Origin of the sequence: Tunturiibacter gelidiferens (assembly GCF_014201335.1) — a bacterium.
Lineage (GTDB): Bacteria > Acidobacteriota > Terriglobia > Terriglobales > Acidobacteriaceae > Edaphobacter > Edaphobacter lichenicola_E.
Genome location: NZ_JACHEB010000009.1, coordinates 95,569 through 121,139 on the forward strand (window position 1 = coordinate 95,569; position 25,571 = coordinate 121,139).

Below are 25,571 nucleotides of genomic sequence, written 5' to 3' on the forward strand. Positions count from 1 at the left end.
CCCTCGAGTCATTTCGGGGGCCTTTGCCGTTTACACTAGAGTTGACTATGGCAACCGATCTGCATCGATGCGCGGTTGTCGCCGATCCGGGCGACCTGCTGCTTACTCGCGTGTACCCGGCACCCTTTCGGCCTTCGCGGACGCCGTTTCAACGTGACCGGGAGCGGATTGTGCAGGCCCGCGCCTTTCGAAGGCTCGCGGGGAAGACGCAGGTATTTACCAGTCGTGCGTCGGATCACTTTCGTAGCCGATTGACCCATACCATTGAGGTCGCCCAGATTGCTCGTGCGGTTGCGACTGCGCTCGGCCTGCAGGAAGATCTGGCCGAGACTCTGGCTCTGGTTCATGACATCGGACATCCTCCCTTTGGACATGCGGGGGAGCGGGCGCTCGACCGTTGTTTGAAGAGGCATGGCAGCGGCTTTGACCATAATATCCATGCTCTGCGGATCGTCGAGCACTTCGAGCTGCGCTATGCAGCGCATCGCGGGCTGAACCTGACGCTTGGCGTTCGCGAAGGCATCATCAAGCATTCGCGCGACTACAGCGTGGAGAAGCATCCTGATCTGGAAGGCTTTCTGCTGGATCAGAGGCCACCGCTCGAGGCTCAGTTGATCGATCTTGCCGACGAGATCGCTTATCTGACGGCCGACCTTGATGACGGCGTCGAGTCCGGGCTGCTCGAGATTGGCCATATCTGCGAGCATGTGGGGATCGTCGCGCGCTGCTATAAGACCGTCGAGCGAGTGCATGCCGGGGTTGATGAGAAGTTCCTGTTCAACGAGGCGTTGCAGTTGATGCAGAACGTTCTTACCGATGATTTGATCGAAAATACGGCTCGCAACACGCTGGCGATTGGAGCGGAGTCGCTGACTGATATTCGCAAACATGCCAGCCGGCTTGCTCTGTTTTCGCCCGAGGTTGAAGCGCAGCGTCTCCAGGAGAAGCAGTATCTTTACGACACCCTCTACACCTGTCCGGCGCTCGAACATGAGCATGACAAGGCGGAGGAGGTGGTTACGGCATTGTTTGACTACTGGATCAACGATCCAGAGGAGCTGCCGGTGAGCCACTTCGAGTCGGTGGAGAACCAGGGGCTGGCGCGCGTGGTAGCTGACTATATCGCTGGTATGACGGACAGCTTCATTCTGTTGCAATATGCGCAGATCAAGCGGGCTGTGCGTCGATAGAGCTTCGCAGCGAATAATAAAAGTGCGCCCTCTTTTGGGACGGGGTACACTTTCAGCCACATGAGCTTCAGTCCGGCGAACATTACGGCACTGGTGATTGCGTCCAGCTTTGCGGCGGGACTGAATATCTATGCCACGGTGCTGACTCTTGGCTTGCTGGCGCGGACACAGTGGGTTGCGCTTCCTCCTGGTCTTGATTCGTTAGGGCACACCTGGGTGCTGGTGGTGTGCGGGATTATGTTTGCCATCGAGTTCGTGGCCGATAAGATTCCGGCGTTCGATATGATCTGGAACGGCTTGCATACGGTGGTGCGAATCCCCATCGCTGCGCTGGTGGCGTATCACGCGAGTTCACAACTTACGCCGCAGATGCAGATACTGGCGACGGCCATTGGTGCTGCGGTTGCGCTGGCGGCGCATGGGTCGAAGACTGCGCTGCGTGCGGCGGTTACGCCGAGTCCGGAGCCGGTGTCGAATATTGCACTGAGCACGTCGGAGGATGTGGTGGCAGTTGGGCTGACGTGGTTTGCGACGCATCATCCGGTGATTGCTGCTTCGGGTGCTCTACTCTGTCTGGCTGCTGCGGTTCTGGCTGCCAGGGCGCTGCTGCGTGCAATACAGAAGCCGCTGCGCCGGTTGTTCGGGACAGATCTTGAAGAGGGTGGGGCGCAAGCAAAGCCTCTTCCGTGAGGGGTACCCCCCCCTCCCCTTGCCCGCGCGTAAGCTATTTTTTTTCAGTGGTTTGCGCGTTGTCGTCTCCTGTAAATTCGTCATTGCAAAAGGGTTGCGTCCAAATTCGTCTTATCAAAGGGTTTAGCGGTGCTGATGGATCTGTAGACGTGAAAAAGCCCCGGTTGTCCCGGGGCTTTTACGTCTGTTTCTAGTATAGCGGTTTGGTTATAACTGATGCGCCAAGCGTAAGTGGTTTTCTTGTCAGTTATTTATGCGGTTTTGGGGCTTGACAGATCTTTGTGACAGTTCAGGTTACGTTAGACGGATGCGAAGGGGGGAAAACGAAATGCGGGGGTCTCTCCACTGCGCCGTTCACGATGAGACCGTGAACGGCTTCGGTCGAGATGACGATGTTTGTGTTGGGGGAGAAAGGGCGTCAAGAGCAGAGGCACGGACAACAGCAGATCCCCTTCGGGGATGACAACCAGAAGAACAAAGGCAAGAGCAAAGAACGAAGGCAACAGCAAAGACGAAGGCAAAGGCAACAGCAAAACGTAGGCGCGTGGAGGAGCGCGGTTAGTGGGGGTTGGGCATTTGGAGTTCGAAGAGTTTGGCGGGGTCGATGTAGGTGCCTTGCCAGCGGACGCCGAGGTGAAGGTGGGGACCGGTGGCGCGGCCTGAGGCTCCGCTGAGTGCGATGATCTGGCCGCGACGAATGCGGCGGCCGACGGTGACTTCGATCTTCGAGAGGTGCATGTAGACGCTCATGAGGCCGAGGCCGTGGTCGATGACGACGCAGCCGCCTTCGAAGTAGAGTGGATTGGCGAGGACGACGCGGCCTGAGTTGATTGCGGCTACCGGCGTGTGCAGCTTCGCGTGGTAGTCGAGGCCGTGATGTACGCTGGCTACCTTTCCGTTGAAGAGGCGCTGGTTGCCGAAGGAGTCTGACTCGGGCGCGAGAGGCAGGGGAGGGAGGAAGCTGGCTGACCATTGCCGCGTGGGGGCTGAGGTAGCGAAGGCTTTGTCTTTGACGATCTTGTCTGCGGCGATTTGTTTGAGTGCTTTGGGGGCGGGCTCGACGAATTTGTCAGGGACGGTGAGGGGCACCTGGAGATAGGGTGCGGTTTCGATGGTTAGTTGGTGGTGGAGTGTCTGGTGGGTTCCGTCTTTGAGATTGGCTTCGACGGTGACTGGGTAGCTGCCGGGGGCAAGTTCAACGTCGATTCCTGCGAGCGCGAACCAGGTGCGGTGGTCAGAGTTGGAGAAGAAGAGGACGTGGTGAGTTTGCCAATCGCCCGTTACTGAGAGCGCTTCGCTTGGGATTGAGAGTGTGATGAGGAAGGGCGATCCGTTCATCAGAGGAGATGGAGAGATATGGAGAGCGCTGTCGTCGAGCTTGGTGGCGCAGTGAGCTGAATGCGCAATGGAGAGGAGCATTGCGGCGGCGAGGGCAAGTGTTCGATCGAGCGTGCGGAGCATGAGATGAGAGTGTATGGCAGAAACGGATTGGTGAGGCAAATTGTTGCTAAGGGCGTGCGGGCCGGAGAGGTTGTCGCAGTGATATTCTAGCCAGAATCAGTAGGAATGAGGCCTCGTTTTCATGTCAAACCCCGGTGCACCAGAGTCCACATCGTTCGAACCCGTCGATAACACAGAGTCTACCGAATCGTTCGACGCGATTCTTGCGCAGTATGAGCAGACGCATTCGCGACTGTCTGGTGAAGGTGGAAAGCAGATAACGGGAACTGTGGTCGCGGTGTCGGTTGATTCAGTGTTCGTCGATATTGGGTATAAGACGGAGGGCGTGTTGCCGCTTGCGTTGTTTCAGAGCGCGGGTGAGACGGTTGAGGTGGGGAGCAAGCTGCAGGTTTCGGTGAAAGGCCGGAACGAAGAGGGATACTACGAGCTGTCGCGGATGCGGGTGGAGCAGCCGAAGGATTGGAGCGCGCTGGAGAAGGCGTTTGCGGATAAGGCAGTGATCGTCGGGACGGTGACGGGCGTGGTGAAGGGTGGCCTGACGGTGGACGTGGGCGTGAGGGCGTTTATGCCTGGCTCGCGGAGTGGGGCGCGGGATGCCGCGGAGATGGAGAAGCTCGTGGGGCAGGAGATTCGCTGCCGGATTATCAAGCTGGATGCGACGGAGGAGGATGTTGTCGTTGACCGGCGTGCGGTGGCGGAGGAGGATGACCGCTCGACGAAGGAACGGCGGTATGCGGAGATTCGTGAGGGCGATTTGGTTTCGGGAACGGTGCGCAGCGTGACGGACTATGGCGCGTTTGTCGATATCGGAGGAGTGGATGGGTTGTTGCACATCAGCGATATTTCGTGGGCGCGGGTGGAGAAGCCGTCGGACGTGTTGACGGTGGGTCAGCAGGTTGATGCGAAGGTGTTGAAGGTGGAGGCAGCGGGGAAGAGGATTTCGCTGGGGATGAAGCAGCTGTTGGCGCATCCGTGGGATGCAGTGGCGGGGAAGTATGTTGCGGGGGAGCGGGTGCGTGGGGCGGTGACTCGGGTTACGGACTTCGGCGCGTTCGTGGAGTTGGAGCCGGGTGTTGAGGGGATGGTGCATATCTCGGAGATGTCGTGGGTGAAGAAGGTGAGGAAGCCGGGGGATTTGGTGAAGCCGGGGGATGTGGTGGAGGTGATGATTCTCGGCGTGAGTGTGGCGGAACGGCGGATGTCGCTGGGGCTGAAGCAGACGTTGGGCGATCCGTGGGTGGATGTGGCGGAGAAGTTTGCGGTGGGCTCGCAGGTGGAGGGGCCGGTGACGAGCTTTACGAAGTTCGGCGCGTTTGTGCAGCTGGTTGAGGGCGTTGAAGGGATGATTCATGTCAGCGAGATCACTGCGGAGAAGAGGATTGAACGGCCACAGGATGTTCTGCGCGTGGGGCAGGTGGTGAAGGCGAAGGTGCTTGATGTAGATAGGGAGAAGCGGCAGATAAAGCTGAGCATGAAGCAGCTGGTGCCGACGGGGTTGGATGAGTACATCGCTGAACATCACGATGGGGAATTGGTGACGGGGCGGCTGATTGAGGTCTCGGGCGAGCATGGGACGGTGGAGCTGGGTGAGGGGATTCGTGCGCGTGCCGGGCTGGTGGCGGAGGCTGCGAAGGAAGAGGTAAAGTCTGGGGCGCCGGATTTGTCTTCGTTCAGCTCGATGCTGGCAGCGCGATGGAAGAATGGGCCGAGCGCTGCGGAGGCGAAAGCGGAGCCGGTTCGGGTGGGACAGATTCGGAGCTTCAGGATTACGCTCCTGGATCGCGAAGCGAAGAAGGTGGAAGTGCAGCTGGTCTAGAAAGATTATCAAGAATAAATTCGCAGTAGTGTAATGTGCGGTTAATCCTTCGTTTTCAATAGGCTGCATAGGATTGCTGAAGCGAGATGGTGGGCGCGGTGGTTGTGGGCGCGTTTTACGGTGGGGATTCCGCGCTATATTAGATTTATTGTGTTCAGTCTTGGACCAAAATCGAATATGCAGAGCTCGTGGAGAATCTTCTTCGCGCTGCTTTGTGTTTTGCTGGTTTTGGCGACTGGGACGATTCAGGCTGTTCACTCCCATCCAGTTGGCGACATCTCTCATGCGGACTGCGCGCTTTGCGTAACTGCGCACGTAGCTGTTGAGGTTGCTCAGCCACCGGTGACACTCGCTGTCGCCTCCGTCGTATCTGCTATTGAGGTCTTTGATCCGCCGACGCGGGCGAAGACTTTTTTTACGTTTGCACTCTACACCCGACCACCGCCTGTTGACTCTGTTCTCGCTTAGAACGGTTGTCAAAAAAAATCAGGTTGAAACTCAAGGGGGTTGTGTATGCACACGTCAATACGACGGGTCATCTTCGCACTATTTGCAATTGTTTTCTTTGTTTTCGGTAGTACGGGCCTGTGGTCGCAGTCTGCTGGAAATGCCGGCACTGTTGTTGGAACAGTCACGGACGCAACGGGCGCTATTGTGCCGGGGGCGACTGTCTCGATTGAGAATCCGGTCAGTGGATACAGCCGGGTCACGACCACAGATAGCTCGGGGCATTATCAGTTTACGAATCTGCCACTGAATCCTTATCACTTAGTGGTTTCGCTGACGGGGTTTGCTTCGGCGACTCAAGATGTTCAGGTCAGGTCTTTTGTACCGATTACCGTGAAGACCGCGTTGACAATTGGAGCGACTTCGACGGTAGTGAATGTGACGGGTAGCGATCTGGTTGAGAACGATTCAACGTTTCATACGGACGTGGATCGTGGCTTGTTCGATAAGTTGCCGCTGGAGAGCCAGTCATCTTCGCTGAGTTCTCTGGTGACGTTGTCGTCGCCTGGAGTTGCGGCGGACTCGAATGGTCTGTTCCATGGGCTTGGCGACCATGCGTCGAACTCTTTTTCGATCGATGGTCAGCCAATCACGGATCAGCAGAGCAAGGTCTTTTCGAATCAGATTCCTTCGAACTCGATCCAGTCGATTGAGGTGATTTCAGGCGCGCCGCCGGCGGAGTTTGGCGGTAAGACGAGTCTTGTGATCCAGGTAACGACGCGGTCCGGCATGGGAGTTAGGAAGCCGACCGGTAGTGTAACGACGTCGTACGGGACATTTGGGTCGGCGAGCGGGGGAGTCGATCTGAGTTACGGGGGGGAGAAGTGGGGGAATTTTATTGAGGTCGACGGCTTAAATACTGGGCGCTTCCTCGATCCTCCGGAGTTTACGGTCTTTCACGATAAGGGCAATGAGATGAACGTGTTCGATCGTATCGACCGGCAGCTCACGACTGTTGACTCGATTCATTTGAACCTGAACTACAGTCGCTCTTGGTTTCAGACGCCGAACGCGTTCGACAATCTGAATGTGCAGAATGTAATTAGTGGTGGCGGAGGAGCGAATCCTGTCTTCGGGAATGTTGGCGATACAGATCAGCGTTCGAAGATCGGGACCTTTGATATCGCACCAACTTATACGCGCACGATTGGAGCGAACTCGGTCTTCAACTTTGGTCCTTATATTCGTAAGGATCAATATGACTACTATCCGAGCGGAAACCCGCTGGCCGATCTCGGGCCACCCAATCTGCAGAACCAGACGATCGCTCAAACGCGCTCTCTGACGAACGCTGGGGTGCATACCGATTTTTCGTATGCGAAGGGGATCAATAACATCAAGATTGGCGCCAACTACTCGCAGACTTTTCTGCGTGAGAGCGACACGCTGGGTGTTGTCGCAAATACGTTCAACTCGCCGTGTACGGATGGCGCGGCGAATCCTGTGAATGGATTTAGCGATCCGTCGCAGTGCGCGGCGGCGGGGTTGTTTCCGAACAATGGCATGCTGGCCAAGACGCTGGGATCTTCAACGCCTGCATTTAATCCGGTTCTGCTGCCGTTCGATTTGACTCGTGGCGGTGGGCAGTTCAACTTCATCGGCCGGACCGATGTGAAGGAACTCGCTTTGTATGTTGAGGACCAGATCAAGGCGGGTAACTGGCTCTTCAATGTTGGTATTCGCGGCGATCTTTATAACGGGTTGACGGTTGCGCGTCAGGCGGAGCCTCGCGTGGGCTTAGCTTATAGCGTGAAGCCGACTAATACGGTTCTGCGTTTGTCGTATGCGAGAACGCTGGAGACTCCGTTCAATGAAAACCTAGTGCTTTCCAGTCAAGGATGTCTGAACGACGTACTTAATCCACTGCTGGCTTGTCAGGGTGGAAACGGCAATCTCGCTCCCGGCTACCGAAATGAGTTCCATGCCGGATTGCAACAGGCATTCGGCAAGAATCTCGTGATCAGCGGGGATTACATCTGGAAGTACACACACAATGCCTTCGATTTCAGTGTGCTTGGAAACACGCCGATTACGTTCCCGATTGACTGGCATAACTCGAAGATCCCGGGCTTTGCTTTGCGAGCAGATGTCCCTAACTTTCACAACTTTTCAGCGTTTGTTGTGATGTCTTCGGTGGCGGCACGATTCTTTCCGCCGCAGGTTGCCGGTGCAGGCGCTACGGTTGGTGGCAGCGGGTTTCCTTTCCGCATCGACCATGATGAGCGCTATAACCAGACGACGCATCTGCAGTATCAGATCCCCGGCAAGCGTAGCCCGTGGGTCGGGTTCAACTGGCGGTTTGATAGCGGTCTGACTGCGGGTTCTGTGCCTTGCTACAACGTGACCGATCCGAACAGTTTGTGCAATCCGGCGAACGGTGGACCGTCAATCACGATCAACGGACAACCGGGGATTGATCTGAGTGGTTTGACGCCTGATCAGCAGTTTCAGGCTGGGCTGACTTGCAACGGTGTGAAGGCTACTCCGTTTGTCGGAATACCTGGTAATCAGTGCCTGGCTTCGCAGCTCACTTCGACGCTGGTATCGATTCCCGCACCTGGAACCGAAAACGACGACAAGAATCCTCCTAGAATTCAGGAACGCAGTTTGTTTGATGCCTCAGTTGGTCAGGATAATCTGTTCAACGGCGATAAGAACAAGTGGAGTCTTCGTCTGACGGGTGTGAACATCACCAACAAGTACGCCCTTTACAACTTCCTCTCAACCTTCAGCGGTACGCACTATGTAACACCGCGTGCTTTGACGGCAGAGCTTGGGTTCCACTTTTAGAGGGAACTATTAAAAGCTTGATGGGCAGTGGGATGATTTCACTGCCCATTTTTGTTGGTGTGAAGGATTTACGCGGGTTGCTCTTCTGAAGCTTGTAACTTCGATTGCTTCTCAAGATCTTTGAGGGTTTCTTTGCTCAAGGCTTTTTCGTGCAGGAGGAGTTCGGCAGCTCGGACGCGAGGTGTGCCGTGGAACCACTCCTGCACGATGTTGTTTTTGAGCAAGTTGGTCACGGCGAGAAGACACATGCCCTGATGGTGTGCCATCCACGAACGAACGAGTTCGGGTTGATTGCCCTGGGTGTAGTCGGCTGCTTCATAGAAGCCATAGGCTCCGGTCCAGTCCATGGATGCCATGCGTCGGAGGTTGGTGATGGCGTCTTTGCGAAGAAGAGGTAGCGCGAGGAAGCTGGAGTAGGGTGAGATGACAGGGCCGTCTTCGGCTCCGTACTTCAGTGCGAGTTTTGGGATGCCCCATGCCTGGTAGCCGTAACGACCTTGAGGATCTTTTTTGGAGAAGCCTGATTCGGAGATGCCCCAGGGGATGTTGTGAACATGGTCCTTCTGGATGCGGACGGCGGATTCGAGAGAGCGCGCGATGAGAGTGTCGGGGAAAGTGCGCATCCAGAGGGAGGGCATCATGTATTCGAACATGGTTCCGGTCCAGGAGAGGAGAGCGGCGCGCCCGTTGACGAGGACGTGAGAGCGGTCGAGGCGGAACCAGGACTGCTGTGGGATGTCGCCCTTTGCGACCGCGATGAAAGATGCGATGCGAGCCTCGGAGGCGAGGAGGTCGTAACAGGCTGAGTGGAGCTCGTGGGTGATGCCGTCGTAGCCAATGGAGAGGAGTTGGCGGGATTCGACGAGGAGGAAGCCGTACTCCATGGCGTCGGCGTGGCGCTCTGCCTCGACTGAGATTTTGGTTAGGTCGGCTTTTAGTTGGGCGAGACATCTTTTGGCGGTCGAGAGCAGGGCGAGAAGTTCGGCTGCGGCGGGGGCGAGCGTGGAACCGGTGGGGATGTCGCGTGATGCACCGGAGAGCTTCGATTCCAACTCGGTGACGTAGTCGGTTGCGTCGAGGAGGGTGGGGATTGCTTTGTGCTCGGAGCCGTCGAGTTGGGGTGGGGTGAAGAGCCCGTCGAACTGGGGAAGCAGCCAAGGGGTGTACTGCTCGGCGAAGACCGATAGCGCGGCGAGACGGTTGGAGACCTCGTTGGTGAACCAGTCGTCGGTGGGGTGGGTTGAGGTTTGCGGGATGGATCGAAGATGAGATCTTACCGCTGTTGCCGCGGGTTCCGGGGGCGCGAGTGTCGGCGTCGTTGTTGTTTTGACGGAGGGGTGTTGCATTTGTTTCAGGGTTGCAAAGGTCTCGGGGTCGAGAAGAGGGCGCTTGAGGAGATCGAGCGCGCCAGTGCGCAGCGTGTAGAGGGAGGCGGCGAGGTTTCCGCTGTCAACTGCGGAGACGATGTGCGGTGGGATGGGGCGGAGGGTTTCGATGTCGTACCAGTTGTAGATGTGGCCGCGCTGTTTTTCGAGGCGGTCGTAGGTCTCGAGGGTGCCCAGTGTGGCCTGGGCGAACTCGGGTAGTGTAAGAAAGCCGAACTCGTAGGCGGCTTGACGGGCGTTGAAGAGCATGCCGAGGTTTGTGGGGGAGAGCTTTCGGATCTGAAGATTGTTTTGTTCTTCGACGTTGTCGGGGATGAGCCAGTGATTTTTCTCGTCGCCGAAGTCGTGGAAGTACCGCCAGATGTGGAGCGCCTGCCGCTGGAGGAAGTGAGTGTCTTCTGAAGTAAGAGGGCCTTCTTCGCGGGTAGCCGGTGAGTTGAGCCAGATGGCGACGAGAGGTGCGATGGCCCAGAGGATGAGGACAGGCGCGGCAGCGACGAGAGACCGGAGGTTCGTGAAAGCCAGGATGACGGCGATGACGAGAGCGGCGACGGGAGAGAGCTGGAGGTAGATGTCGAGTGGCGTTCGTGATTTTCCGGATTCGGCTTGTGCGGCGGTCTCCCACTCGAGCATGTGTTTGCCGGATACCAATGTGCGGTTGAGAGAACGCGCGATGGCATCGAGGGCGAGGAACATGTGGTGAGGCAGGAAGGTGAGATTCAGCATGGTGAAGCCGAAGTTCGCGCCGAAAGTGATGAAGCCTTCGCGTGCTCCGACGAAGCTGAGTTTGGCCAGAGCGCGGCCGAGGTTAAAGGCTAGTTGTACGAGCACGGGGAGGAGGAGGAGGACGACGCCGGCGATGGTCCAGTAGAGCGCGCCGCCGGGGAGGATGAACCAGCCGAGGAGGAAGAGAAGGAATGTTACGGGCTCGACGAGGCTGCGGCGGAGGTTGTCGAAGATCTTCCAGCGCGAGATGGTGTTGATGGGATTGGGAACGGATTTGCCGGATTCGTCGGGGACATTGGCGAAGAGCCAGCGGGCGATCTGCCAGTCGCCGCGCACCCAACGGTGTTTGCGGCGGGTGTGTGCGGAGTAGTGCGAGGGGTAGTCGTCGATGATTTCGATGTCGGTGACGAGGCCGGCACGGGCGTAGGAGCCCTCGATGAGATCGTGGGAGAGAAGGGCATTGCGGGGGAAGCGGCGGTCGAGGACTTCGTGAAGGATCGCGACCTCGTAGATGCCTTTGCCTGCGAAGCTGCCCTCGCCGAAGAGGTCTTGATAGACATCTGAGACGGCGCGGGTGTAGATGTCGAAGCCGGTTTCGCCGGAGTAGAGGGACGCGAGGCGGGAGCGTGATGCGGAGGAGACGCTGACGCCTACGCGTGGCTGGAGGATACCGTATCCCTGGGTGACGATGCGAAGGCGCGGGTTGACGATCGCCTGATTGAGGGGGTGCGCCATGGTGCCGACCATGCGGGCTGCGGTGCCGCGGGGGAGTTGGGTGTCGGAGTCGAGCGTGATGACGTAGCGGACGTGCTGCAGGGCTTCGAGTGGGCCGGCTTTGAGGGGGAAGCTGTCGAATTCGTTCAACAAGAATTTGTTGAGGTCGAGGAGCTTGCCGCGTTTGCGCTCCCATCCCATCCAGACGCCCTGGCGGGAGTTGAAGACGCGGTAGCGGTGGAGGAGAAAAAAGGCTCCTCCTTTTGCGCGGGGATACTTTGCGTTGAGATGTTCGACACAGTCGACCGCTAATTTAGCGAGCGGGTTGGAGTCTTCGTCGAGTGGGCGAGCTTTGGTGTCGGGTAGGTCTGTAAGTAGGCCGAAGTGGATGTTGGGGTCTTGATTGGAGAGGTAACGGGCTTCGAGTTCGTCGAAGAGTTCGCGAACCTGGATCTCACTGAGGAGGAGTGTGGGAACGACGACGAGGGTGATGGCATCGTCCGGCACGCCCTTCGAGAGATCGATTTTTGGGAGAGACTGGGCGCTCATCAATGCGGTGACGGTGTTATTGACGAGGTCGACGCCCCCCTGGGTTGCGGGAAGGAGAGCGAGCAGGAGGGCCCCAATGACTGGCCAGAATGCGTGATGCGGCACGAGCGGCGCGATGATGGCGACGATGAGAAGGCAGGAGAGCGTGAAGATACCGAGGATGTAGAAGTCTTCGTTGAAGCGGCGGATGAAGGTGCGGGCGCGTTCGATGAAGGGCGGGTGGTATCCGATGCGACGGCTTAGCGCGGGGAGGCCTTCGGCGAAGAGGTAGTAGCCGATGTGCCTTGTGCGCATAGCGAGGCGTGGATCGGGATCGGAGGTTGCGAAGGCTTCGCGTGCGAGTTTGAGGGCAATTTGAGCGGTTTCTACTTCGCTGGCGTCGGCGTCGTGTGCGAGTTCGGCTACCCGCATGTGGTAGTTGTGGCGTGTTTCATCTTCCATGTGAGCGAAGACGTCTGCTGGATCCTGGCGGAGGATCGAGTCGAAGGCGATGAGAGGCTCGAGGACGTTGCGCCACTCGAACTGATTGAGGCGGCGCATGCTGTGGAGGATGGCAGAGAAGGGAGACTGCTCAATGGGTGGGAGCGGGCCGGCAGCAAAGGCTTCTTCAGCGCGGTCGAGGATGTACTCGAGCTGCGCGAGCTTGAGGGCCTGCGGGAGAACCGTGATCTCTTCGAGCAAGAGGGCATCGCGCTGCTGAGCCTGCTGGACGTAGACGGTGAGCGATTCGTCGGACCAGATGCCTTTTGCTGCGACGAGATAGCCCTCAGTAAGGTTGATGGCTCGTGGCAGGTCCTCATCCTGGTTGACTCTGACATGAGGGAGAGTTGAGAAAGTTTCGGCGGTGTTATCTCCGGCGATGAGCGCGGACTCCAGCATGCGGGTGCTCTCGAGGAGTTCGAGCTCGGGGGTGAGCTCGTGGATGGAGGCGGTTTTGCGACAGGTGCGCAGGACCTCGGCGAGTCGTTGCTTGAGTCTGGTGAGGCGGGTTGCGAGTCCGATGGATTTTGTGCTGGCCGGAACCATCTCCCATTGATGACTCAGTGCGTTGGCGCGCTCTCTCAGCTCCTCGTCTGAGACCGATGGTCTTTCGGGGAGGCCTGCAGTCGGCATCTCCAATGCGGGAGCAGTGGGTGGTAATGAGTGTTCTGCAGTGAGCGGATTCTCTGATGATGGTGCCATGGAACCTTTCTCGTATCGTTCTGCTGCTGAGGCGAGTGCTGCTGTTCGAATATCTCAATGCTGGTTGAGATGCGGTGTTGAGCCTACCTGTAGCTTGCGGCCTGCATCTCAAACATGCTCGCATAGAGCCCGTTTTTGTCTATGAGCTGTTGGTGATTGCCTTCTTCAATGAGTCGACCGCCGGAGAGTACGACGATGCGGTCGGCCATACGTACGGTGGAGAAGCGGTGAGAGATGAGCAGAGCCATCTTTCCCTGAGTCAGTTCGGCGAAGCGCTCGAAGACTTCGAGTTCGCTGCGTGCGTCGAGGGCGGCGGTGGGTTCGTCGAGGATGAGGAGCTGGGCATCGCGGAGGTAGGCACGGGCGAGCGCTATTTTTTGCCATTCTCCGCCGGATAGCTCGACGCCACCTTCGAAGCGGCGGCCGAGCATCTGATCGTAGCCGTCGGCTAGCTTCGCTACGACGGTGTCGGCGAGGCTTTTGTGTGCGGCGACTTCGATGTCGCTGTCTTCATAGGGCTGATCGACACGGCCGACACCGATGTTTTCGCGTGCGGTCATCTCGAAACGCATGAAGTCCTGGAAGATGACTCCGATATGTCGGTGGAGGTCTTCGAGGACGTACTCGCGGAGGTCGATGCCGTCGAGCAGAATCTGGCCTTCGGTTGGATCGTAGAGGCGGGTGATGAGTTTGACGACGGTGGTTTTGCCTTGGCCGTTTTCGCCGATGAGGGCGATTCTTTCTCCGGGGGAGAGGGTGAGGTTGAAATTTTTGAGGACGGTTCGGTTGGTGCCGGGATAGGTGAAGGAGACGTTTCGGAACTCGAAGCCGCGCTGGATTGGAACTGGAGCGGGAAGGCCGTCGGGTTTGGAGAGGACGGTTGGTTTCATGTCGAAGAAGGCAATGAGGTCGGTAAGGAAGAGCGCCTGATCGGCGATGCCGGAGGCGGTGGAGAAGACCTGCTGCAGGTTGGAACTGGCTTGTTGAATGGCTGTGGTGAGGAATCCGAACTGGCCGATGTTGTAGGCGCCATGGAGGGTGCGCCAAATGACGTAGACGTAGGCGCCGTAGTATCCCAACGTGCCAATGACGCCGAGCAGGCCGCCGACGATGAGCTTCGACCGTGAAAGGGTGACGTCTTCCAGGTAGATCTGATTGGCGAGTTTTTGAAATCTGTCTGTAAAGAACTTGTTCAGGCCGAAGAGCTTTACTTCTTTTGCGCCTTCGCGGCTTCCGGCTACCTGGCGCAGGTAGTCCATTTGGCGTTTGGCTGGAGTCTGGCGGAAGTTTTTGGCGTAGCCGAGGAAGGCGTAGTGGGTTTCGCCGAGGAATGAGGGTAGGACGCCGAGGGCTAACAGGAGAACGAGCCACGGAGAAGCGAAGGCGAGCGCTGCTGAGAATGCGAGGGTGGTGATGATCTGCGTGAGAAGGCGGCCCAGCTGTTGAATCATCGCGAGGCGATCGGTGGCCTGGACGCGTGCGCGTTCGAGGCGATCGTAGAAGACGGGATCTTCGTAGGTGGTCAGGTCGAGACGCGCGGCCTGCTCCATTACGCGGACACTGACGTATTGGGTGTAGCGGTTGGCGAGGAGCGAGTCGGAGTAGTCGATGGCGCGGGTGATGAGACCGAGGGAGACGTTGAGGGCGACTTCGGCGATGACGAGCTTCCAGAAGTTGGGCGCGAGCGCGTGGCCGCGGATTACTTCTGCGATGTCATTCAAGATGTAGGCGGCTATCTTTGCGATGCCGAAGGGCAGAGTGGCGACGATGACGCGGAGAAATAGCCCCCAGGTTACGACAGCGCGTCCTGATTCCCAGAGGATACGCAGAACGGCAGGCATATTTCGGAGGGCACTGATCCGATCACGCCATGGATTCGCAGCATTCACACGGTCTTTCAAATCGCTCCTAGAGTGAGACTGCAAGAGTGAGTATCAGTCACATAGAAGATATGTCTGCGTTAAGTGGATGCAGTAAAGCTATCAGGTGTTGGATACTTCGTGGGTAAGTGATTGCGTGGCGACTGTTTGTGCGGAGAGTTCGTCGAAGGAGATTCGGAAGAGAGAACTAGTGCTTGTTGGAGGCTGCTTGCGAGGATGCCTCCTTCGACAGTTCGAATGCTTTTTTTGAGTGCTCGTGGGCTTGTTGAGAGAGCTCGTGAGCGGTGAGATGATCGCCTTTACCGTGGGCAGTGGCTGCAGCGTTGTGGGCGTGGGCGGCTTTGTTGTGATATTCGGCGGCGCGGTCGTGCGGGCTTTGTGGCATGGTGGTGCTCCTTCGTTGGTTGGATGCAGGTGGGAACTGTGGGAGATTTTTCGGTTGAGGGTTTAGTTTTTTGGAGGGGTGGGGATGCCGGGCGTGAGCCATGGCTTTGGGCGAGTGACCCAGAGCAGGGGCTGGCGGATGGGGAAGGTGCGCTGGAGTTCGAGGTTGGGTGGGTCGGGGGGGAGGGTCTTCCAGAGTGTCGCGTACTCGGGGCGGTCGTAGGCGCGGGCGGCGAAGAGGAGGCTGGGTGGGCGGATGGGGAGTGAGGTGAAGTAGGTGGCGTCGGCTCGGTAGGGCCAGGTGCCGCGGCTGAGGAAGTATGGATAGAGGCGGGCGATGACGGTGTGCATGCCGGGGCCGTCCTGGAGTTCGTAGTCCCAGACACTCTCGAAGCGGGTGGACAGGAGGAGGCAGATGGCGGCGAGCATGTCCAGGTTGAAGAGGGTGTTGCGGTAGGGGTTTGGGGTAGTGAGCTCGTGGGGGAAGGTGCCGTCGGCGAGGATCTGGGCGCGGAGGGTGGAGCTTTTGTACTGGTGGCGGAGGGTGGTGAGGGGGCGGTCGTCTTTGGGCTCGGTGAGGTGGGCGATGGCGGTGGCCTGGAGGAGCCAGGAGGTTCCGAGGTGGCTCTTGGTATCTCGGGCGAGGCCGGCGAGGCGTGAGGTGTTGAGCCAGTCGAAGTAGTCGGTGAACCACTTGGTGAGGGTGGTGAGTTCTTCGGGGGTGAGAGCCTCGGAGTTGATGAGGAAGGGGAGGGATTGGACGACTTCGGCGAGGTGGACGGCCTCGACGACGCCTTCGGGGCGTCCGTTATTTGCAGGGGGGATGGTCTGGCCATAGAGGATGCTGGGTGTCATGCTGGTGGCGGGGTCGATGAACCAGGCGCGGAGGTGGGCGGCGGCGTGTTGGGCGTAGCGTGTGTCGCTGGTGAGGATGTAGGCGGCGGCGAGGGCGGGGACGTAGAGGCTGAGGTTGAGAAGAGCGTCGCGATGGGCGGTGTAGGCGTCGGGGTTGGGGGCGGTGTCGGTGTGTTCGACCCAGGGCGCGGTGGGGTTGGCGGGGTCGGGGAAGTAGTCTTCGGCTTCGGAGTAGAAATCGTGGGGGGTGCCGGGGCTGCGGGGAGCGGGAAGGGTTGTGAGGGGGACCGGGGGCTGAGTCAGGTAGCGGTTGGCCTGGGCGAGGATGCGGTCGTGGTCGATGGCGGCTACGTCGGGGCGGGCGGTGGGTTGACTTGGGGCTTTTGTCTGAGGCTGGGTTTGGGAGGCGAGGAGACGAGGGGTGAGGAGGAGGGTGGCGGCGTGTGAGCAGAAGGTGCGACGGGAGACGAGCATCAGATTCAAGGGGTTCAAGCCTCTCCGGCGCAGGTTACCACGAAGCTCGGGGAATTGGTTTTGTCGGGGGTACCCCCCTCCCGCCCTTGAGGGTATCTTGCGCGTAACCTTATTTTTATCAATAGCTTGCAGAGTAAGTGTGTCTGCAAAATATTGTAAATAAATGGGTTGCGCACAAAATACTTTGAATCAGTGAGTTAGCGGCAGCAGAAAGCCCCGGTTTGAGCCGGGGCCTTCTGTTGTTCCTGTTTTTATTGTAGCTGGTGGAAGGGAACTCATACGCCACACGAATGTTCTTGTTTGGCGCGGGGATTTGCGGTTTTGGGGCTTGACAGATTTTAGATGGCGTCGGGTTTGAGAACCAGATTTTGACCCTCGCCGCTGGCTCTGGTCGTAAGGGAGCGGTTTTTGTCTTCGATGCGACCGAAGGTGCTGACCAGTAGCCGCACCATTTTGGCGCCGGCGCCGGTGACCGCGGTGGGGATGTCGGAGGAGTCATTGGTGACGGCCAGCGACTGATGGCGTTTAGGACGAACTTCGAGGCTGCAGCGTTTGTCTTGCGCTCCTGATTTGTCTCCGTTTTCGTCGCTGAGATGGACCTCAACGCGGGTGATTTCATCTTTGAATCGGTCGAGGATCCGATTTAGGTCGGAATCGATCAGGTTGGAGAGTTTGCTATGCATGGAGATGTTTTTATCGCTGCTGATCTGAATCTGCATTCGTTAAACTCCTTCTCACTTACATTCACGATTAGACGCAGCAGATCGGTTTTAAGTGGCCGGTTTTTTTGCACAGGCTTAGTCGCCGGTGAAGCGATTTCCTTCCAGTGGCACTCTGGTGGCAACGAGCGTTAGACTTGACGGTCTTGAAGATCCTCGCATCTCTGCAGTCGCCGGGATGGACGTTTGAGAGGAGAGCAAGTGAGGTCGACCGCATGACCAGCGAGGCGAGGCACTATCGAATCGGAGATGTGACGGTCACGAAGATTCCGGAGGCGGAGCTTGCGAGCTTCAGTCTTGCGACTCTGTTGCCCGGGTTTCGCACTGACGCGTTGAACGAGTGTCCGGATGGAATTGCGCCGAGGTCGGGGTCATCAGGAATGGAGAATATTGTTCTGAGCGTGCATACGTGGCTTGTGAAGACGCCCGAACATACGATCTTGATTGATACCGGAATTGGCAATGGGAAGAACCGTCGTTCGGCGTCGATGTTCCATCAACTTGATACTCCGTTTCTCGATCGGCTTGGCGCTGAGGGTGTGGAACCAGAGGCGGTGGACTATGTGCTGCTGACGCATCTGCATGCGGATCATGTTGGGTGGAACACGCGATTGGATGAGGACGGGGTGTGGGTTCCTACGTTTCCAAATGCCACGTATATGTTTTCGGCGGTGGAGCAGAGATATGGCGCGGGGCTGCACCATGAAGACGGTCGTGCGGAAGCGGTGCGATCAGCAGTGAATATGGGAACGCCGGTGCGAACTCCGACGCGGGGAACTTATCTCGACAGCGTGGTGCCGATTCTCGAGGCTGGACGGGATGAGTTGATTAAGGTAGACGGGAGAGAAGTGCTCGAGGGGATCTCGTTTGTTCCGACGCCGGGACACAGTATTGATCATGCTGCGATTGTTCTTCGGTCGAAGGGGGAAGAGGCTTTGTTCGGCGGCGATGTGCTGCATCATCCGGTTGAGATCTATCAGCCGGAGGTGGCTTCGATGTTTTGTGAGTTTCCGACGGAGTCTCGTGGTTCGCGATTGATCTTGCTGGATCGTGCGGCTGAGACGGGGGCTACTTATTTCAGCAGTCACTTTAGCGATAGCTCTGCTGGACGGATTACGCGGAAGGGAAGTAGCTATGGGTGGGAGTTTGCTTGAGTGGCGGTGAAGTTGGTGGAAAGGCAGATTGCGACGTTAGACGCTTATGCGGAAAGGTGGCAGAGATTATCCCCAACGCTTGAGATCCGGCCAGATCGTTCGCAGATTCCATTTGAATCCGCGGCAGTAGTAGATGGGACCCCATGAATCGAGACGCGAGAGGGGATGCTCAGTGTTGCCGATGGTGGAGTAGCTGGTGCACTTGGTCTGCATGTTGCGCTCGTTGCCCTCTCCGAGGACGATCATGCTCTCGCCGGTGTAGTCGCGTGGGCCCCAGATCCAATAGTTCTGATGGCCTCCGATGGCTTTGGGGATGCCGTACTTCGGTCCGAAGTAGTCGATGGCACCGGCGTCTCCGTAGTTGTTGGCGAAGATGGCGGTCTTGCGTTGCTCTTCCGGCGGGAGAGTGTGATAGAAGGCGGCTACGCGTTGCGCGATCTCCTCCCAGCCGAACATGTCGGCGTAGAGCTGGGGAAGAACGCCGGGTTTGGTGTGCTCGAACTGCTGCTGCTCGATGCCTAGCTTGTGCTCGTAGGTGAGGAAGTTCGGGACGCTGAGGATGGGGAGAATGGTGGGGACATAGATACCGGCGATCACTGTCATGGCGGCGGCGAGAGTGGGCTTGACCCAGATCCAGAGACGGCGTTGGGTTGCGGCTTCGATCCAGACGGCGCCAGCGGCGAACATGATGGGATAGACGGGCGCTACGTAGTACATCTTGCCGTGAAGGAACATCATCTCGGCGAGGAAGATGAGATAGGCCCAGCCTAGAGCGCGAAACGGGCGTCCCTGTTTGGAAAAGAAGAAGAGGAGCGCGAAGGGCACGAGGAGCGCGGCGACGAAGCCGAGCATCTGCGCCTGCGCCTGAAGGTAGGGAAGCGGGGAGAGCGCGATATCGCGGCCACTCTCGCGAACGTTGTGCATGAGTTGCAGGAAGGGAAACTGGTGATGCCACTGCCAGAGGAAGTTGGGCAGCGCTATGGCCGCGGCGAGGACTGACCCAAACCAGAACCAGCGGTGACGAAGGCTTTGGCGGAGAGGCGTTACGCATATGCCGAGGACGAGACCTGAGAGCCAGAAGAGGATCGCGTATTTGTTGAGTATGGTGAGACCGGCGAGTGCTCCGAAGACGAGCCAGAGGGGTTGCTCGTTCGTTTTGGCGATGCGGATTACTAGCCACGCCAGTACGGCCCAGAGCAGCGGGTCGAAGGCGTTCATGGTGAAGAGGTGCGAGAGAGCGAGCGATACGGGCGCCATCAGTGCGGCGAGCGAGGCGAGGAAGATGGCCCAGCGGCGGCCTCCCAGTTCGCGTGCGATCACTCCGGCGAGGACGATGGTTGCGGTGCCGGCGAGGGCGGGTAGAAGACGCAGGGCCCAGAGCGATGTGCCGATGGTGTGCTGGAGCAGCCATGCGACCCAGCCGATGAGAGGGGGCTGGTCGACGTAGCCCCATGCGGGATGTTCGCCGCATGCGAGGTAGTAGAGTTCGTCGCGAAAGTATCCGTAGTGCGGGCCTGCCAGGAAGTAGAGAACGATGCGCACGAGCGCGACGTAGCAGATGAGAGCTGTGCCGGTAGTGAGGACGGAGGATGGACGAGATGGGGCGGAGACGATCGTCGCTGGAGTGGTTGCGCTCATGCGAGTGGAGTACGGACGATGATGGGAGAAGGTTCGATCTTTTCGCGATTAAGAGATGGCGGCGGTGACTAGGGATTGCGCTTCGGTTTGGATTTGTTTGAGGTGGTCTTTGCCTTTGAAGCTTTCGGCGTAGATCTTGTAGACGTCTTCCGTACCGGAGGGGCGGGCGGCGAACCAGCCGTTTTCGGTGGAGACTTTGAGGCCACCGATGGGGGCGTGGTTGCCGGGGGCTTCGGTGAGGATGGCGGTGATGGGCTCGCCTGCTAGTTGTTTTGCTGTGACCTGTGCGGGGGAAAGTTTGCCTAGCTTTGCTTTTTGATCTTTGGTGGCTGCGGCGTCGATGCGCTCGTAGACGGGGTCGCCGTATTTGGCGGTGATTTCGGCGTAGAGCTGGCCGGGATCTTTGCCGGTGCGGGCGGTCATCTCGGCGGCGAGGAGGCCGGGGATGAGGCCGTCTTTGTCGGTAGTCCAGACCTGGCCGTTGCGGCGGAGGAAGGTGGAGCCGGCGGACTCTTCCCCCACAAAACCTAACGTTCCGTCGATGAGGCCGTCGACGAACCATTTGAAGCCTACGGGAACTTCGAGCATGGGGCGCTTGAGGCCCTTGGCGACGCGGTCGATGATGGAGGAGGAGACGAGGGTTTTGCCGATGCCGACTTTGTCTGACCAGTCGTGACGGCTGGTGAAGAGGTACTGGATGGAGACGCAGAGGTAGTGGTTGGGGTTGAGGAGGCCGGTGGTGCGGGTGACGACGCCGTGGCGGTCGTGGTCGGTGTCGGCGGCGAAGGCTACGTCGTACTTTTCCTTGTTGGCGATCATGCTGGCCATGGCGTAGGGGCTGGAGCAGTCCATGCGGATGCGGCCGTCCCAGTCACAGGTCATGAAGCGGAAGGTGGCGTCGACGTTGGGGTTGAGGATTTGTAACGGTAAGTGATACTTATCGGCGATGCGGGGCCAGTAGTGGACGCCGGCTCCGCCGAGGGGGTCGACGGCGAGCTTGAGGGTGGTGCCGGCGAGGCAGTCGAAGTCGATGACGTTGGCGAGGTCGTCGACGTAGGAGGTGATGTAGTCGTGGCGGTGGGTGGTGCTGGCTGCCAAGGCTTTGGTGTAGGGGATTTTTTTTACTGCGGTGAGGCCGGCGGCGATGATGTCGTTGGCGCGGTTTTCGATCCACTTGGTGGCGGTGGTGTCGGCGGGGCCTCCGTTGGGTGGGTTGTACTTGAAGCCGCCGTCCTCGGGTGGGTTGTGGGATGGGGTGATGACGATGCCGTCTGATTGATGATCTTTGTGCTGCGCGTTGTAGGTGAGGATGGCGTGGGAGAGCGCGGGTGTGGGGGTGTAGGCGAGGTCGGTGTCGACCATGACGTCGATGTCGTTGGCGGCGAGGACTTCGAGGGCGGTGGCGAAGGCGGGCTCGGATAGGGCGTGGGTGTCTTGCGCCAGGAAGAGAGGGCCGGTGGTGCCTTGGTCGCGGCGGTAGTCGACGATGGCCTGGGTGATGGCGGCGATGTGGTCTTCGTTGAAGGCGGTTTTGAAGGCGCTGCCGCGATGGCCTGAGGTTCCGAAGGCTACACGTTGGGCGGGAATGGCGGGGTCAGGATGGAGGGTGTAGTAGGCGGTGATGAGGCGGGAGAGATTGACCAGGTTGCCTGGGAGAGGAAGTTGGCCGGGCTGGTTGGGTGTCTGAGTTTGCTGGTTGCTCATGCCGTTGGTGTCCCTCTCTGGCGGGTCTGATTTGTTATGACCTTTGACACTATATGGGATGCTTGTGGTGTGGGAAATGAATGCCAAGCTGGCGGCTGGGAGGATTCGCGATGACACTGAAGTCGCAGCGGAAGATGCTTGTGTTTTGGGGGCCGTTAGCCTAAAACGGGAATGATCCGGGTTTTTTGTTTTGATTTGGAACACTGCTGGGCTGCTTCTAGCTGCCTTCGACGTGCGCCGCTGAGTTTTGATCGTTGAACGATGGCTGGTTCTGTTGCGCACAAGCGCGCGGGGCCTGTCCATGAGGGGTTGGATGGGCCTGGTACGTCGAATTTTGCTGCACGGGGTTGGGCTTGCGGGGTTGTGGGCCGCGGCTCTGCCGGCGTTCGCGGTGGAGGCGACGCTGGTGGCAGATGCTCATGTGAACAGTGCGCGGCCGGCGGTGAATAGCGGGGCGATCTCGAATTTGAATGTGGGCGGCGGGTATACGGCGCTGCTGCAGTTTGACCTGTCGACGCTGCCGGGGGGGACTATGGCGGCGCAGGTGTCGCGGGCGACGCTGAGGCTTTATTGCAACCGGATGGATACTGCGGGTTCAGTGAGTGTGCAGCCGGTGAATGGGAGCTGGGGGGAGTACAGCGTGACGTATGGGACGCTGCCGGGGCTGGGGAGCGCGGCGAAGGTGGTGTCGGTGGGGCAGGCTGGGGCCTATGTTGTAGTGGATGTGACGGGGTTGGTGCAGGGGTGGATTAGTTCTCCGTCGACGAATAATGGGGTGGCGTTGACGGCGGGGACGGCAGTGTTGCAGTTCGATAGTAAAGAGAATGACCTGACAGGGCATGCGGCTGTGTTGGATGTGGCGCTGGCTTCGGCGAGCGGGACTGGAGTTACTGGGCCTGCGGGGCCTCAGGGGCCGGCTGGACCTGTGGGGGCTACGGGTGCTACAGGGCCGGTTGGACCTGCGGGGGCGCCTGGGTTGAGCTTTCAGGGGGCTTATGCGGCTGGGTCGACGTATGCGCTGAATGATGTAGTGACGTATCAGGGGTCGAGCTTTGTTTCGCTGACCGGGGGGAATCGGGGGAATACGCCTGGAGTGGCGGCGCAGTGGTCGGTGCTGGCTCAGGGTGGTACGGGGACGGGTTCGGGGAATGGGACGGGTGGGTTGGCGTATCAGGGGACGTACGCTACGGCGACGAACTACGCGCTGAATGATGTGGTGACGTATCAGGGATCGAGCTACGTTTCGCTGATTGTGGCGAACCATGGGAATACACCGGGGTTGAGTCCGGGGGAGTGGGGCGTGCTGGCGCTGGGGGCGGTAGGGATTCAGGGGCCTCCTGGAGCTACTGGCGCGCAGGGTTTGCAGGGATTGACTGGGCCGGCTGGACCGACTGGTGCTGCGGGTCCGACGGGGGCTTCGGGGGCGGCGGGCGCCCCGGGGTTGCCGGGGCTGGTGTACCAGGGGAGCTATGCTTCGACGACGAACTATGCGTTGGGGGATGTGGTGCTGTTCCAGGGGGCGAGCTATGCTTCGCTGCTGAATGGGAATCATGGGAATACTCCCAGCTTGAGTCCGGGGCAGTGGGGTGTGCTGACGGCGCAGGGGCCTCCTGGAGCTACTGGCGCGCAGGGGCCTCAGGGGATTGCAGGGTCGCAGGGATTGCCGGGGTCGGTCGGGCCGAATGGGCCGCCGGGGCCTCAGGGACCGCAGGGGATTACCGGACAAGCAGGGGCTCAAGGGTTGACGGGAGCGACTGGGGCGCAGGGTTTGAGTGGGCCTATGGGGCCGCAGGGTTCTGCGGGACCGGTGGGGATGACGTTTCGTGGGACTTATTCGTCGGCGGTGAACTATGCGCTGGCGGATGGAGTCCTGTTCAATGGGTCGGCTTATGTGTCGTTGGTGGCGAATAATGTTGGGAATACTCCGAGCTTTAGCCCTGCGCAGTGGTCTTTGTTCGCAACCGGGTCGCAGGGTGCCCAGGGGCCGATTGGCCCGGCGGGGCCTCAGGGGTTGGCGGGGCCAGCGGGGGTTGCGGGAGCGGCGGGGCCTCAAGGGCTGACGGGAGCGACAGGGCCGCAGGGACCTCCGGTGGCGAACTACACCGGGAATTATGTTTCTTCGACGAACTATGCGTTGCATGACGCGGTGAGCTTCAATGGTTCGACGTACGTGTCGTTGGTGGCGGGCAATGTTGGGAATACGCCTTCGTTGAGCCCCGGACAGTGGGCGCTGCTGGCTGCGCAGGGAGTTGCTGGACCGGCTGGCGCGGCCGGATCTGCGGGGCCGATCGGTGCGACGGGGCCTGCTGGCGCCGCTGGAGCTGTGGGACCGCAGGGGCCTCCGGTGAGCTTTTCGGGTGGGTGGCTGGTGGGGACTAGTTATTCGGTTGGTAGTGCGGTGAGTTTTGGCGGGTCGAGTTATATCGCTCTGGCGGCGAATAGTGGGAGAGAGCCGGATGTGAGTCCGACTTTCTGGGGAGTGTTGGCGCAAGTTGGAGCGCAAGGGGCGGCAGGTACGACGGGAGCTACAGGGTTGCAGGGGCCGACGGGGTTTCCGGGAGCGCAGGGACCGGCTGGGCCGACAGGAGCTACGGGCGCGGCGGGACCGACGGGTTTGACTGGGGCTACAGGGCCTGCTGGGCCACAGGGAGTCGCTGGAGCGGCTGGGGTGGCAGGGCCGGCTGGGTTGGCTTATCGGGGGAGCTACTCTTCGAGCACGAACTATGGATTGAATGATGCTGTGAGCTTTTTGGGGTCGAGTTACATCTCGCTGGTAGCGAGCAATCAGGGGAACACTCCGAATGTGAGCCCGTCGGTGTGGGGTGTGCTGGCGGCGCAGGGTGCGGCTGGGGCCGCGGGAGCGACAGGTGCGACTGGGGCTCAGGGGACGGCGGGCGCGCAGGGTCCTCAGGGTGTTGCGGGTCCGGCTGGACCAGCGGGTGCAGTGGGAGTGACGTTTCGTGGGGCTTGGGGTGCTGCGGTTGCTTACCATACGAATGATGTGGTCAGCTTTAGCGGATCGACCTACCTGGCGACTACGGGGTCGACGGGCTCGGAGCCGGATATCTCTCCGGCGGTTTGGGCGGTCCTGGCGCAGAACGGAAGTACCGGTGCGACAGGACCGGCGGGTGCGGCGGCTTCGGTGAGCGTGGGTACAGTGACGACGGGCGCGGCGGGAACGCAGGCCAGCGTGACAAACGTGGGGACGGGGAGCGCGGCGGTGCTGAACTTCGCGATTCCACAAGGTGCGGCGGGGGCGAACGGAACGGGCGGCGGCGGGGGTGGTGGAGAGACGAGTGGAATTCCGTTTGCTTCGATCTTTCACTCGGTGTCGTTCAATCTGCTGTTTCACTCTGTGAACAGTGCGGTAGATGCGACGACGGAGAGCGATGCTGTTCTGACTTGGGTCCCGGCGGGATGCACGGCTACGCAGCTGAGTGTGTTTTCTCGGCAGACAAATACGGTAACTGTAATTCTGCGGCAGGGGACGCCGGGGAGTATGGCGAATACTTCGCTGATCTGTTCGGTGGCTCCGGGAGGGTCTTGTACGGAGAACGGGAATGTGACGGTGGGGGCGGGGAACTTTGTAGATTTTACGGTGACGGGGGCTAGTGGGACGGCTTCTTCTATGTGGATGGCGCTGAGTTGTAATTGAAGCGAGGCGTCCTGCCGGACGGGCCCACTACGCGTGAGGCGGTCACTTCGTGACTTGTGTACCTCTCTTGCTGGGTGATTTGCTTCGGGCCTCCCGTT

Annotated in this window: 15 protein-coding genes; 7 read left to right on the forward strand and 8 right to left on the reverse strand. The window is 59.3% G+C overall.

The features are described from left to right. Nucleotides 1-47: 47 nt before the first annotated feature. Both dgt and HDF14_RS17905 read left to right on the forward strand, forming a co-directional pair. Nucleotides 48-1,190 carry a dGTP triphosphohydrolase gene (dgt, locus tag HDF14_RS17900; RefSeq protein WP_183979335.1) on the forward strand — a complete coding sequence of 381 codons (1,143 nt, stop codon included), beginning with the start codon at nucleotides 48-50 and terminating at the stop codon, nucleotides 1,188-1,190. 60 nt (nucleotides 1,191-1,250) lie between these two features. Further along, nucleotides 1,251-1,880 carry a DUF4126 domain-containing protein gene (locus tag HDF14_RS17905; RefSeq protein WP_183979337.1) on the forward strand — a complete coding sequence of 210 codons (630 nt, stop codon included), beginning with the start codon at nucleotides 1,251-1,253 and terminating at the stop codon, nucleotides 1,878-1,880. Nucleotides 1,881-2,438: 558 nt separating this feature from the next. Here HDF14_RS17905 and HDF14_RS17910 read toward each other — a convergent pair. After that, nucleotides 2,439-3,341, reverse strand: a complete 903-nt coding sequence (locus tag HDF14_RS17910; RefSeq protein ID WP_183979339.1) for a M23 family metallopeptidase — start codon at nucleotides 3,339-3,341, stop codon at nucleotides 2,439-2,441. Between the two features lie 121 nt (nucleotides 3,342-3,462). Here HDF14_RS17910 and HDF14_RS17915 point away from each other — a divergent pair, with 121 nt between their 5' ends. The 3 genes from HDF14_RS17915 to HDF14_RS17925 all read left to right on the forward strand — a co-directional run bounded on the left by HDF14_RS17915 (nucleotide 3,463) and on the right by HDF14_RS17925 (nucleotide 8,454). Then, nucleotides 3,463-5,157 (forward strand): 30S ribosomal protein S1, encoded by a 1,695-nt coding sequence (locus HDF14_RS17915; RefSeq protein WP_183979341.1) that lies wholly within the window; start codon nucleotides 3,463-3,465, stop codon nucleotides 5,155-5,157. Between the two features lie 177 nt (nucleotides 5,158-5,334). After that, nucleotides 5,335-5,625 (forward strand): hypothetical protein, encoded by a 291-nt coding sequence (locus HDF14_RS17920; RefSeq protein WP_183979343.1) that lies wholly within the window; start codon nucleotides 5,335-5,337, stop codon nucleotides 5,623-5,625. Between the two features lie 45 nt (nucleotides 5,626-5,670). Continuing rightward, complete coding sequence (locus tag HDF14_RS17925; protein WP_183979346.1) at nucleotides 5,671-8,454, forward strand: TonB-dependent receptor; 2,784 nt, start codon at nucleotides 5,671-5,673, stop codon at nucleotides 8,452-8,454. A 68-nt stretch (nucleotides 8,455-8,522) separates the two neighbouring features. Here the strand turns inward: HDF14_RS17925 and HDF14_RS17930 are convergent, their stop codons facing one another. From HDF14_RS17930 to HDF14_RS17950, 5 genes are all read right to left on the reverse strand, one after another. Next, the gene (locus tag HDF14_RS17930; protein ID WP_183979348.1) at nucleotides 8,523-13,010 is read right to left on the reverse strand and encodes a glucoamylase family protein; all 4,488 of its coding nucleotides are present in this window, start codon (nucleotides 13,008-13,010) and stop codon (nucleotides 8,523-8,525) included. A gap of 83 nt (nucleotides 13,011-13,093) precedes the next feature. Further along, nucleotides 13,094-14,911, reverse strand: coding sequence for an ABC transporter ATP-binding protein (locus tag HDF14_RS17935; RefSeq protein WP_260698372.1), 1,818 nt, complete (start codon nucleotides 14,909-14,911; stop codon nucleotides 13,094-13,096). 166 nt (nucleotides 14,912-15,077) lie between these two features. Next, the gene (locus HDF14_RS17940; protein ID WP_183979350.1) at nucleotides 15,078-15,275 is read right to left on the reverse strand and encodes a DUF1771 domain-containing protein; all 198 of its coding nucleotides are present in this window, start codon (nucleotides 15,273-15,275) and stop codon (nucleotides 15,078-15,080) included. A 62-nt stretch (nucleotides 15,276-15,337) separates the two neighbouring features. Then, nucleotides 15,338-16,621, reverse strand: coding sequence for an alginate lyase family protein (locus tag HDF14_RS17945; protein WP_183979352.1), 1,284 nt, complete (start codon nucleotides 16,619-16,621; stop codon nucleotides 15,338-15,340). Between the two features lie 320 nt (nucleotides 16,622-16,941). Then, complete coding sequence (locus HDF14_RS17950) at nucleotides 16,942-17,322, reverse strand: HPF/RaiA family ribosome-associated protein (protein WP_183979354.1); 381 nt, start codon at nucleotides 17,320-17,322, stop codon at nucleotides 16,942-16,944. Between the two features lie 137 nt (nucleotides 17,323-17,459). Here HDF14_RS17950 and HDF14_RS17955 point away from each other — a divergent pair, with 137 nt between their 5' ends. After that, the gene (locus tag HDF14_RS17955; protein ID WP_221304757.1) at nucleotides 17,460-18,476 is read left to right on the forward strand and encodes an MBL fold metallo-hydrolase; all 1,017 of its coding nucleotides are present in this window, start codon (nucleotides 17,460-17,462) and stop codon (nucleotides 18,474-18,476) included. Between the two features lie 66 nt (nucleotides 18,477-18,542). Here the strand turns inward: HDF14_RS17955 and HDF14_RS17960 are convergent, their stop codons facing one another. After that, nucleotides 18,543-20,114 (reverse strand): ArnT family glycosyltransferase, encoded by a 1,572-nt coding sequence (locus HDF14_RS17960; RefSeq protein WP_183979356.1) that lies wholly within the window; start codon nucleotides 20,112-20,114, stop codon nucleotides 18,543-18,545. 48 nt (nucleotides 20,115-20,162) lie between these two features. After that, nucleotides 20,163-21,818 carry a phosphoglucomutase (alpha-D-glucose-1,6-bisphosphate-dependent) gene (pgm, locus tag HDF14_RS17965; RefSeq protein WP_183979365.1) on the reverse strand — a complete coding sequence of 552 codons (1,656 nt, stop codon included), beginning with the start codon at nucleotides 21,816-21,818 and terminating at the stop codon, nucleotides 20,163-20,165. Nucleotides 21,819-22,131: 313 nt separating this feature from the next. Here pgm and HDF14_RS17970 point away from each other — a divergent pair, with 313 nt between their 5' ends. Beyond that, on the forward strand, nucleotides 22,132-25,473 hold the full coding sequence (locus HDF14_RS17970) for a DNRLRE domain-containing protein (protein WP_183979367.1): 3,342 nt from the start codon (nucleotides 22,132-22,134) through the stop codon (nucleotides 25,471-25,473). Nucleotides 25,474-25,571 lie beyond the last annotated feature (98 nt).

What these genes read in the sequence shown, in the direction of transcription:
- dgt (WP_183979335.1), top strand. Translation starts at nt 48, where the DNA reads ATGGCAACCGATCTGCATCGATGCGCGGTTGTCGCCGATCCGGGCGAC.
- HDF14_RS17905 (WP_183979337.1), top strand. Translation starts at nt 1,251, where the DNA reads ATGAGCTTCAGTCCGGCGAACATTACGGCACTGGTGATTGCGTCCAGC.
- HDF14_RS17910 (WP_183979339.1), bottom strand. Translation starts at nt 3,341, where the DNA reads ATGCTCCGCACGCTCGATCGAACACTTGCCCTCGCCGCCGCAATGCTC.
- HDF14_RS17915 (WP_183979341.1), top strand. Translation starts at nt 3,463, where the DNA reads ATGTCAAACCCCGGTGCACCAGAGTCCACATCGTTCGAACCCGTCGAT.
- HDF14_RS17920 (WP_183979343.1), top strand. Translation starts at nt 5,335, where the DNA reads ATGCAGAGCTCGTGGAGAATCTTCTTCGCGCTGCTTTGTGTTTTGCTG.
- HDF14_RS17925 (WP_183979346.1), top strand. Translation starts at nt 5,671, where the DNA reads ATGCACACGTCAATACGACGGGTCATCTTCGCACTATTTGCAATTGTT.
- HDF14_RS17930 (WP_183979348.1), bottom strand. Translation starts at nt 13,010, where the DNA reads ATGGCACCATCATCAGAGAATCCGCTCACTGCAGAACACTCATTACCA.
- HDF14_RS17940 (WP_183979350.1), bottom strand. Translation starts at nt 15,275, where the DNA reads ATGCCACAAAGCCCGCACGACCGCGCCGCCGAATATCACAACAAAGCC.
- HDF14_RS17950 (WP_183979354.1), bottom strand. Translation starts at nt 17,322, where the DNA reads ATGCAGATTCAGATCAGCAGCGATAAAAACATCTCCATGCATAGCAAA.
- HDF14_RS17960 (WP_183979356.1), bottom strand. Translation starts at nt 20,114, where the DNA reads ATGAGCGCAACCACTCCAGCGACGATCGTCTCCGCCCCATCTCGTCCA.
- pgm (WP_183979365.1), bottom strand. Translation starts at nt 21,818, where the DNA reads ATGAGCAACCAGCAAACTCAGACACCCAACCAGCCCGGCCAACTTCCT.
- HDF14_RS17970 (WP_183979367.1), top strand. Translation starts at nt 22,132, where the DNA reads ATGGGCCTGGTACGTCGAATTTTGCTGCACGGGGTTGGGCTTGCGGGG.